Source organism: Pseudoalteromonas sp. H71 (assembly GCF_001468485.1).
In the GTDB taxonomy this organism is placed as follows: Bacteria; Pseudomonadota; Gammaproteobacteria; order Enterobacterales; family Alteromonadaceae; genus Pseudoalteromonas.
The window spans coordinates 1-10,564 of record NZ_LODI01000033.1 but is presented as its reverse complement, the minus strand read 5'-3'; the positions used below and the strand labels follow the sequence as shown (position 1 = coordinate 10,564).

Here is a 10,564-nt window from a genome sequence, read left to right as displayed (position 1 = left end):
GTGTACTCTGTGGTGATATTTATTTTAAATAACAAGAAGCTGCCGCTTCTAACGTGAGCAAGCTCTACGTCTACAAAAACAAACTAAAATACCGCCTGTTACTTTAGTTGCTATTTACTCCTCATTCGCTTCTCTTTGTGCATTACGGTCTTAAAGCGAATTAATCACAAAGAGGTCAAGAGCCGCTGCGCTTTTAGAGAAGTGATTGTGTTTAATAACGGAAAACTTTACTTCTAACATCAGCAAGCTCAACGCACATGAAAAACTAAACACTAGCTTCGCTCTTTCAATCATTCCTTATTAGGTTATAGAAGGTATTACACTTTCTAAGCGCTTTATATCAGCCTCACTAATATTAGCGAAGCGCTTGAAATGAGCCGGCCATTGGCGAACATAACACTCAATCTCAGTAATAATCTTTTTTGCCTGAGCATTATTTAAACCAAAGCGTTTAGCTTGCGACAGAATATTATCGATACTCGCATAGCGGCCATCATCACCAAGCCCTAAGCCATGCTGCTTTGAGTTATTAATTGGAGTAATATCGTAAGCAGGGCTCATGCGCCACGCTTGCTCAAGAAAATTATACAAAAATGCATGGTTACGGCTGTGGTCATCTGCATTACCTATAAATACGTTAAATACCATTCGCCTAAACAGCTCAGTAGCATCATCAGCAAATTCACCTGTGTGGTGGCGAATAAACTCAGCCAATTCAGCGTAACTATAGTAAGTTGCTAAATCGCTTAACGCGACTTTAGGTGTTTGTAGCAAGCTATTAGCGCTCAAAAAATGATGAGTTGGCAAGCCATCACTTACATCAAAACGTTCAACTAACAACACGTCACCATTTTCTGTTTCATGAATACAGGTATTTGCAGTACGAATACCCAATTCATTAGCCATACACATAGCCCCATGCTCAGCCCTAACTAAATTGAACAAATCATCTTGACGATTAAATTTTGCCAAGTAAAGTTTATCACCAATTTTTACTGATGTTTTAGGCCTTGCACCACCCATACTTTGACCAAACTCAAAGGCTTTTTTTGCCTCGAGTGAGATAGCCTTATCAGCGAGTAAATCGTCTTTAGCTTGATCTAAAAACGCTAAATCGGCTAACGTATTTTTATTAGTTTTATGCTTTGATGCACTGCGCGACAAACTAAAAACCAAAGCGCCCACACCATACCCAGACCCAGCTAGTAAAAACTCAAGCTCATTTTTTGGCCTAGTATTATGTAATGATAATATAAGCTTACGGCCCCAAGAGTCCGCGCCGGCGTCACTTAAGACGCCAAATATACCTTTATTCGCCGAATAACTAACAATGCCAGGCTTTAACGGTAAGTGCACCGGATCAAGAGCAAACGCATCTGGCCGTGCAAGGTAACTTTTACCGTAATTAAACTCACCTCGACCTGTTTGTGTATTTAGCTTAAAAAAACCACAAATAATAGGGGGGTCTTCCAAACCATCAATAAAAACATAAGCCTCAGAAGTCATCATTAACCTCCTGAGTTTTACGGCCTTTGCGTTGCCTTGCATTATAACCACCCGCATCTGCAACTAACTCATTAACCTCGTCTAACAACGAACCTTGTAACTGAAGCGCAACTAAAGCCTCAAACAATATATCGCTTTTTACCACCTCACCTTGCTCAAGTTTTTGCACCGTTGAGCGAGATACACCTATCATTTTAGCAAACGTACTTTGGGTATAATGCAAAGTGCGGTGCTGACGAATTAAATCACCCAATCGATTCGCCAATTTTAACGCTTGCTCAGATCTCATATATGCACACTTAGTCAGTCATTAACATGATAATGATTACTTTAGCAGTATTTAAATTGTTTGCAAGATGCTTTAAATTGATTCAAAGCAGGTTTAAAACAACGCTCAACGAAACAGCCTCGTACCTTTCATTGGCCAGACCTTAAACTTACTAACGCGAAAGCAAATAACTTAAGCCCACTTACTTTTGTTACTCATTTACTCCTCATTTTGTTCTATTTGTGCATTAAGATTTTAAAAGCCAATGACTCACAAAGAGGTTAAATTTACTGGTAGACACGCAGCTTGCTTGCGTTTAAAAGCAACGCTTTTAAGGGGTATAAAAGTGATTGTTTCACCACCAAGAAGTGAAGGAGAAGACCAGGAGAAGTGACCAAACCAATCTTTTTAACTCTGTGTAGCGCGAAGCGCCTCGGTGTGCTCTGTGGTAATAAAAGATCACTTAATCCTGTCACTTTGGTTGCTCATTTACTCCTCATTCGCTTCTCTTTGTGCATTACGGTCTTAAAGCGAATTAATCACAAATAGGCTAAATTTACCTGTAGAAGTGCTTTGCTTTCGTTTAAAAGCAATGCCTTTAAGGGTTATAAAAGTAACTAACTTACCACCGAGAAGTGACCAAACCAATATTTTTTAACTCTGTGTAGCGCGAAGCGCCTCGGTGTGCTCTGTGGTGATAAAAGATCACTTACCCTGTCACTTTGGCTGCTCATTTACTCCTCATTCACTTCTCTTTGTGCATTACGGTCTTAAAAGCCCATTACTCAAAAAAAGATTAGAGGCGCTGCTATTTTACCTAAACCCCAACATCATTAACCCTTACGAGTGATCATCACGGTACACACTCCTGCAATAATTCCCCAAAAAGCAGAACCTACTGAAAACAGCGTTAAATCAGACGCCGTCACCAAAAACGTCACTATTGCAGCCTCAGTATATTGCGAACCCGTTAACGCCTGCTGCAAACTATTAGCAATAGTGCCAAACAAAGCTATGCCCGCCAAAGCTAAAATAAGTGCTTGCGGTAAACTTGCCACCAACCCCACTAAAGTTGCAGCACACAACGCCATTAAAATATAAAACACACCGCCCGCAATACTTGCCCAATAGCGTTTATCCGGGTTTATATCGGCCTCATCACTCATACAAATAGCCGCCGTAATCGCGGCTAAATTAATTGAATACGCCCCAAACGGCGCACAAAGCACATTCACCAGCCCCGTAACATTAAGCGATGACGAAATAGGCGCCTCATAATTGTGTGCCTTTAATACCGCAATACCAGGCAAATTTTGAGACGTCATGGTCACAATATATAAAGGTAAACCAATGCTTATACAGGCTTGTACATTAAACGAAGGGGCAATATAGGTAAAGTGGCTCATTTTCCACTGTAACGCGCTGGTATCTATGTAGCCAAATTGCCACGCTAATAACACACCAACAATTAATACACTTAACATCGCAAAGCGCGCAAAAAAGCGCTTACCCACAAAATAAACCAACACCATTAGCCCTATAACTAAGGGCATATCGTTCATAAAATTAAATACATCTATACCAAAAGTAACCAGCACACCGGCCAACATAGCACAGGCAAGCTCACTGGGTATTCGGTTCATTATTTTTTCAAACCAACCCGTAATCCCCGACAAAAAAACCAACAACGCGGCAAACATAAATGCCCCAATGGCTTCATTCAAGTTATACCCCTGTGCGCTTGATATAAGTAATGCGGCTCCGGTGGTCGACCATGCAATTAAAACAGGAACTTTGTAATAGTACGATAATCCAATTGAGGTTGTTCCCATTACTAAACCTAGCATTAAAATCCAGCTCGCTACTAAATCGGGCGTTCCGCCAAGGGTGATCACAACCTGATAAATTAATGCAATAGAACTTGCAAAACCAATAATCACTGCCACTAATCCAGCTGTTACTCGGTTAAGTAATTGATCTGAAAACGTCATAAGTCCCTCTTGCATTTATTTTTATGCAAACAACATACGTTGCTCAATTTCACATTGCAATTGGCTATTAGTGTAAGAATCGTGAATTATTTTCATTTTTATTTTAAAAAATTTTACACCTTCAAATTATTGCACTTTAAAAAACAAACAAGTACCTATAAAAGCGCCACAGGCCCCATAAAACCTACAAAAAGCAATACCTAAAATGTACTAAAAACAACCTAAGCATTACTTAACAATAACTTAAAAAACAAAAAACCAATACATTAATACTACACAAGCAAACTTGATCTAATCACTCACTTAGTATAAAAAGTAACAAATAGTTAACCAAAAACACCAAAAGAGAAACAAATGAAGCGTTTAATCATTGCTGCCGTTGCTACTGCGGTACTCGCATTCGCCATTTACAAAGTAGTAATTGAGACCAATAAAGCCGAGGAGCCTATTGCCCCAATCGCAATCGATTTTGTACCTATTGATCTGCAAAAAACACGCACAACCAAAGCACCAGCGCCTATTGATATGAGCAAAGATCCGATAAAAGCAACGCCAAAAATAGAGCAAACAGCCCCTTTTGAAAGCTTTGACGCGGTGAACCGCTTGTCTGATCGTGCAAAAGCAGTACTTACCGATGCCAAGGTGCTGCCTACCGATCTTAATAACGAAGCCTACATAGAGTTTGATCTAGCCAGTTTACAAGCACTTAAAACAGGCGAAAATTTTGACCTAGCTATTCCACAAACAACCGAAACTTACACCGCCGAAGTCACTAACGTTATTGAGTCGGCCAATGGCGACAGAAGCATTTTTGGAAAAGTACTTGGCGCTGACGGACGTATGCACAACACGGTACTTACTGTTGGAAAAGACGCTATTTACGGCCAATTTACCGCGCCTTCTGGTAACTACGTATTTGAAAGCAAAGGCCAGTACGGCTGGATAGCAGCTAAACGCGATTTATATAAAAGTCATATTGAGCACAACGTGAGTGCCCCACAACCAAAAACCGATAGCGCTGCCGATATGTTTGCCCCTAAAACCGACGGCTAACCACCTATTCCGCCCGCTTAATTAAGAGCTATCGCGGATTACTAGTACCTAATTTTTTATATTAAGCCCCATTAAATGGCTGCTTAAGTGTGCTCGTTATGCTTAAGCAAAATTTAATAATAACTATATTAACCACTACAAGAGTAAGGAAATACAACAATGAAGAATGTAATCATTAAAACGGCAGTAGCCGCTGCATTGTGCGCTGCAAGCACAGCACAAGCAGAAACAATCGATATTGGTATTTTATATACCGACCAATCGGCTGCAGCAACCAGCAATATTAATACAAAAATTAACCAGCTTATTGCGTTTAGTAATCAAGTTTACAGCCAAAATGGTGTAGATATCACATTACGTTTAGTGGGTTCGCAAAACTTAGGCGACTACGCAATTACACCGTCTGAAGATTGGCTTAATGCAGTAACAAACAGCAGCTACGTAGATAACCTACGTACAGGTTGGAAAGCCGATATGGTCGCAGTACTGGGTATGGGTCAAAGTGCAGGTGCTGGCTTAATTTCATGTGGTTTAGCATGGGTTGGTCAAGGTACAAATGGTAACCTTTACAGCTCAATGAGCGATCGTATGTACTCAATCACGGCGATTGACTGTGGCGCAAGCACATTTGTGCACGAGCTAGGTCATAACCAAGGTTTAGCGCATTCACGTAAGCAAGGTGATACGTCGGGTGGTGTTTATACAGACGGCATGGGCCACGGTGTACAAAATGAATTTGCAAGTATCATGGCGTACCCACAAGTATTTGGTAGTGCAACTCAGTACGATTACTTCTCTAACCCAAATTGGAGCGTAAACGGTATTCCTTACGGTATTACAAATCAGGCATACGCAATTCGTACTGTAACGGCAACAAAAACAAGTATTGCTAACTTTAAGTAAGTTAATAAAAAGCGGGCCGATTTATTAGCCCGCTTACGTTATTTTGTTATTCCAATCCGTTTAATTAAGTGATCTATTTTAGCCCCTAAAAATGATCAAGTATTATTGCGGATTGGTATTAGTCTCTTTGGAGCGCGTTATGCGCTCTTTTTAATGCACAACCACCTTTTGCCTAATAGCCGGCATTAACGTTTTACCATCGCCATCTACTTTATTTAATAGCTTTAAGCCCATCACTTTTGCAAGCACCGGGTAAATGTCGAGGTTATTTACTTTTTCAAGGCTAACACCTTGTTTAAACGCAGGCCCAGTGGCAATAAACGTGGCCGCCATGTCGTCTGTGTAAGCATAACCATGTGTGCCAACATACGTCGATTTACCCTTACTTGTAAACACAGCCGGCGCGTTAGTTTGTGCAATAATATCGCCCACACGGCTCCCTTTATTATAATGATACCCAGCCAACTGCTCATCGGTTAACACTGTATAGCGGCCATTAGCCGCATCGCGCAAACGCGCTTTATAATTGGCTATGTCGGCTGCACTGGTTTCAGGCTTTGCATATATAAGTAAGCGAGGCCCCGTGTTTTTAACTATAAAACCGTCATCGCTAGGTAACGTGTTTAGTAAAATGCTTTTATTAGGGTCAACAACCGCCATACCATGGTCCGACACAATCACTAAATTCACATCTTGTTCTAATTTATTTAAACGCGCTTGCAACTGCCCCATTAACGTATCGAGCTGTTTAACTGCATCGCGTGTTTGCGGTGCGTCGGGGCCAAATTCGTGCCCCATGCTATCTACTAACGTAAAATAACTCGCAACAAAGCGAGGGCGCTGCGCTTTGGGTAAGCTTAACCACTGAATAATTTGATCAACACGGCCTTGGTATTCACTGTGTTTAGAATAATGATAAAAATAGTCGGGGGTCATACCATTAAAACGTGCATCCGACTCAGGCCAAAAATACGCCGCCGACTTAAGCCCCTGCATTTTAGCTAAATTCCATAACGGAATACCCTTTACCCACGTGCTGTCGCCTAATGCTTTGCCCATACTGTAACATTCGTTATTACGCGCTTTGTCGCAAAATTTGTTATCAACAATGCCGTGATTTACGGGCAATAACCCAGTCACAATAGAAATATGATTAGGAAACGTTTTAGTGGGGTAAACCGGTATTAACTTTTGTGCCCTTACGCCTTTTTCTGCCATGGCTTTTAAATTAGGTGCCCCGTGTTTTTCAATGTAATCCCATCTAAAACCGTCAATCGACACAAGCACTACGGTTTGCTCTTTTGCCGCAAACGCTAAATGACTAGTAAGCACCAAAGATGCCAATATCATTACCTTTAAAAACACATACTTCATTATAAATACTCGCCTACATTAAAATGCGTTAAATACTGAAAAATATAGCTTTATAATACAATTGCAAGGCCTTAAATGATACAAGCACCTGTACCTAACTCGTCTAGGTGTATATATTAACAAGTAAGTATTAAAAAAGAATGACACCGCGCACTTACTTTGCCAGTCGTCAACACCAAATAAGGACACCGATGACTATCGACTTTAGTAAAAAAATAACCCCCGCGCGCATGTACCGAACCACCTCTAATTTACAAATGGCGCTTGAAAGCGACCGTGGTCGCATAATGAACAGCGCCGCTATTCGTCGCTTACAACAAAAAACACAAGTATTTCCGCTAGAGCGAAATGCCGCAGTGCGTTCAAGGCTAACTCACTCGCTTGAAGTTCAACAAGTTGGCCGCTTTATTGTACAGCGTATTTTTGCCAACTTAAGCTACCAACAACAAACAGACTTTGGTTTAACCGACCTAGAGCGCCCGCTCGAAAGCCTAGTAGAAATGGCCTGCCTAATGCACGACATTGGCAATCCACCTTTTGGGCACTTTGGCGAAGCCGCAATAAACCACTGGTTTAATACTAATTTAGCCAGTGTTACCCCCGAGCGATGCCGCGAGCCAAATACCGGCATTGGTGTTATTTTTAAGCACTTAGCGCAAGACATTTGCAACTTTGAAGGCAATGCCCAAGGCATTCGTATTATTCATTCATTGCAAACCCTAAACCTAACTTACAGCCAAAGTGCTGGTATTTTAAAATACACCCGCCCAGCAGGGCTTGATATAAAAGACATACCCCAAAATAAAAACTACTTAATGAAAAAAGTAGGCTACTACTACAGCGAAAAAGCCTTTATAGAGGCATTACAAAACGAATTAACCATAGAGCCATACTGCCGCCATCCGGCCAGTTACATAATGGAAGCCGCGGACGATATATCGTACTGCCTAGCCGATATAGAAGACGCCGTAGAAAAAGGCATAATAACCATTGAGCTACTGTGCACTGTACTTAAAAATCACTATCAAAAAGTACTTATAAATCTAACCATTGACGACACAGACCACCAAGACTTTGTTAGCAAAGCAGTAGACTACGCACTCGAGCGTGGCAAAGCACAACCGTATAACTTTAATAGTGAATTTTTTATATACCTGCGTGTTGCCCTACTGCACCCGTTAGTTAACCATGCAGCCAAACGGTTTATAGAAAACATAGAACCCATTTATCACGGCGACTTTAACCACGCCCTACTAGAAGACCGAAGCCACTTGCACGCCGTAACACAAACGCTTAAACAAGTTGCCCTGGCGCATGTGTTTTCAGATAAAGAAGTAGAAAAACTTGAGCTACAAGGCTACAGAATCATTAACGGCCTACTCGACAGCTACAAACCGCTACTGCAACTAACAAGCGACGACTTTAAACGCGCCCTGAATGGCGACAAACGCCTACTCATCGAATCAAGACTTGTTAAAAAGCTCTCTAAAAAGCATTTAAATAGCTATCAACATGCCATAGACGCCATGCAAGAAGAGCCCGACCACTTTGCAGCCTACGAGTTTTATTACCGATGCCGGCTAATTCAAGATTATATTAGCGGTATGACCGACCAATTTGCTTACGACGAATACCGCAGCCTTATGGTAATAAGCTAATACAAAATGGCGCCTACTTAGCGCCACTTAACAACCGCTGTTTAAGCGATAACATTAAAACGAATTGAGCTTTGCCTTATTGGCTCGCTATTAAGCGTAAGGCTCCCCTAGATAATTTTTAATTTTACGCTTAAAATCAACTTATTAATGATTAAACGCTAACCACCCTTATGACCACTTTACTCACACGCCTGACGCTTTGTTTTGCCTTATTTTATAGTGTTAACAGCGCTGCTTATAACGAAGCAATGTGCATACTTATAAAGCAAGAAGTACAGCAATACAGTAATAACAAAACAAGCGAAAAATACCGTAAAGCGGCGCGTGATTACAAAAAAAATTGCAACAAACCTAAGCAAGTACTTACTCAAGCTAAACCTTTAGTAAAAGAGCCAGAACCCAGTGTAATAGTAAGTCAGCCACAACCAAACAGTGTGCAACCCGCTCCGGTTATTGGGGCTAATAGACGAAAAAACGCTTAACTTAACTGATGAACAAAAGCAGCAAATTAGCGACATGATTGATGCTAATGCAAGCGAAGTAACCATTGATATAGAGCCTACACAAACAACCCCCGTTGAAGCAAACGAGCCTAAAAACACAGCTAACGACCAAACGCTTGCAGAGCCAGTTGCCACGCTAAAACCTGAACAAGCATCAAAAAAAACACAAGAAGCAGCGCCAATTAAAACAACAGAGCAAGCTGCACCCGTTATACAAAACCCAGAACCAACAGTCGCGCCGGTGATAAAGCCTGCGCCAGTGATTGCCCCGCAACCAGCGCGCGAGCAACCTAGTTCGTTATTATTACCAAGTTTTGTATTAGTACTGGTTGTGCTTATTGGCGCAATGGTGATTATTCGTTTGCGCCGCGCAAAGCAAAGCAATGCTAACGCCGCCGTTACAACAGCAAATACGCAAATGCAAAATACACAAACCGTTGAAAAACAACCAACCGAAGTAACACCAGCGCTACAGCAACCAAAAACCACACATAATACACCGGCACCTACAGAGCAATTAGCCACCGAAACCGAAACAGCCGAACCAACAGCGCCCGTTAATGACCCAATTAAAAATGAAACACCAAGCGAAGAAAAACCACAACCTAATACCGCCGAGTTTGAAGCCGCAGCCAAAACCACATTAGCGCGTATTAAAAACGCCAGCAGCTTTAACGAACCCCAAGTGCGCGACTTTGATCCAGATGCTAAACCTGTCAAAAAACAACGCAAGCACAGCCCAGTGAAACCAGAGCCTGTAAAACCAGAGCCGGCACCAGTAACGCCGGTCGAAAACAATAAAGAGCCCATAACACACACAGAAAAACCAGCAGCGCAAACACCTGAGCCACTGCCAACAAGTAAACCTACTACTTTAGATAAACCCGAATCAGATGCGCCTGCAATTAAAACCGAACACGACTTTAAAGAGCCCGAAGTACGTACGTTCGACCCTAATGCACCACTACCCGGTAAAAAGAAAAAACCACGCAATATAGAGCCGGCACAAACAATGCCCAAGCCACCAGCGCCAGAAAAAACATCTGAAACAAAACCCGACCTTACAGAGGCGGCACCTGAGCCTAAAAAAGCAGATAACAGCAACCCGTTTGCCAACCTATCGCTTGATGCAAGCTGGGACCCAAACTCAGCCGAAAAACCTAAAATAGAAGAAAAACAACGCGCCCCTAAATCACAAGCATTAATAGACGCAGAAGAACGCGCCAAAAAGTTACAAACAAAAGAGTAGCAACCTCACTCACTTCCCTTTGTACATTGCAGTTTTAAAAGCCAATGATTCACAAAGAG

At 41.7% G+C, this 10,564-nt stretch carries 7 protein-coding genes and 1 pseudogene; 4 read left to right on the top strand and 4 right to left on the bottom strand.

Going from position 1 to position 10,564, the window contains the following annotated elements; genetic code table 11:
- Positions 1-300 precede the first annotated feature (300 nt).
- From ATS71_RS13380 to ATS71_RS13370, 3 genes are all read right to left on the bottom strand, one after another.
- Positions 301-1,506 (bottom strand): type II toxin-antitoxin system HipA family toxin, encoded by a 1,206-nt coding sequence (locus ATS71_RS13380; RefSeq protein WP_058405274.1) that lies wholly within the window; start codon positions 1,504-1,506, stop codon positions 301-303.
- A complete protein-coding gene (locus ATS71_RS13375) occupies positions 1,496-1,795 on the bottom strand; it encodes a helix-turn-helix domain-containing protein (RefSeq protein ID WP_058405273.1) in 300 nt (99 codons plus the stop codon). Before ATS71_RS13375 ends, ATS71_RS13380 begins: the two co-directional genes overlap by 11 nt.
- 812 nt (positions 1,796-2,607) lie before the next feature.
- On the bottom strand, positions 2,608-3,765 hold the full coding sequence (locus ATS71_RS13370; RefSeq protein ID WP_058405272.1) for a benzoate/H(+) symporter BenE family transporter: 1,158 nt from the start codon (positions 3,763-3,765) through the stop codon (positions 2,608-2,610).
- A 354-nt stretch (positions 3,766-4,119) separates the two neighbouring features.
- Here ATS71_RS13370 and ATS71_RS13365 point away from each other — a divergent pair, with 354 nt between their 5' ends.
- Positions 4,120-4,818: a hypothetical protein gene (locus tag ATS71_RS13365; protein WP_058405271.1), complete on the top strand. Its 699-nt coding sequence runs from the start codon at positions 4,120-4,122 to the stop codon at positions 4,816-4,818.
- A gap of 159 nt (positions 4,819-4,977) precedes the next feature.
- Complete coding sequence (locus ATS71_RS13360; RefSeq protein ID WP_006793508.1) at positions 4,978-5,721, top strand: zinc-dependent metalloprotease family protein; 744 nt, start codon at positions 4,978-4,980, stop codon at positions 5,719-5,721.
- A 150-nt stretch (positions 5,722-5,871) separates the two neighbouring features.
- Here the strand turns inward: ATS71_RS13360 and ATS71_RS13355 are convergent, their stop codons facing one another.
- Positions 5,872-7,095 carry an alkaline phosphatase family protein gene (locus tag ATS71_RS13355; protein ID WP_058405270.1) on the bottom strand — a complete coding sequence of 408 codons (1,224 nt, stop codon included), beginning with the start codon at positions 7,093-7,095 and terminating at the stop codon, positions 5,872-5,874.
- A 191-nt stretch (positions 7,096-7,286) separates the two neighbouring features.
- Here ATS71_RS13355 and dgt point away from each other — a divergent pair, with 191 nt between their 5' ends.
- Together dgt and ATS71_RS13345 are read left to right on the top strand one after the other, a co-directional pair.
- Positions 7,287-8,753 carry a dGTPase gene (gene dgt, locus ATS71_RS13350; RefSeq protein ID WP_058405269.1) on the top strand — a complete coding sequence of 489 codons (1,467 nt, stop codon included), beginning with the start codon at positions 7,287-7,289 and terminating at the stop codon, positions 8,751-8,753.
- Between the two features lie 170 nt (positions 8,754-8,923).
- Positions 8,924-10,505: pseudogene (locus ATS71_RS13345) on the top strand (cell surface protein).
- The last annotated feature ends 59 nt before the right edge of the window (positions 10,506-10,564 follow it).

Excerpts from the sequence above, each read along its gene's own strand:
- ATS71_RS13370 (WP_058405272.1), bottom strand. The coding sequence starts at position 3,765 with ATGACGTTTTCAGATCAATTACTTAACCGAGTAACAGCTGGATTAGTG.
- ATS71_RS13355 (WP_058405270.1), bottom strand. The coding sequence starts at position 7,095 with ATGAAGTATGTGTTTTTAAAGGTAATGATATTGGCATCTTTGGTGCTT.
- ATS71_RS13380 (WP_058405274.1), bottom strand. The coding sequence starts at position 1,506 with ATGACTTCTGAGGCTTATGTTTTTATTGATGGTTTGGAAGACCCCCCT.
- ATS71_RS13365 (WP_058405271.1), top strand. The coding sequence starts at position 4,120 with ATGAAGCGTTTAATCATTGCTGCCGTTGCTACTGCGGTACTCGCATTC.
- ATS71_RS13360 (WP_006793508.1), top strand. The coding sequence starts at position 4,978 with ATGAAGAATGTAATCATTAAAACGGCAGTAGCCGCTGCATTGTGCGCT.
- dgt (WP_058405269.1), top strand. The coding sequence starts at position 7,287 with ATGACTATCGACTTTAGTAAAAAAATAACCCCCGCGCGCATGTACCGA.
- ATS71_RS13375 (WP_058405273.1), bottom strand. The coding sequence starts at position 1,795 with ATGAGATCTGAGCAAGCGTTAAAATTGGCGAATCGATTGGGTGATTTA.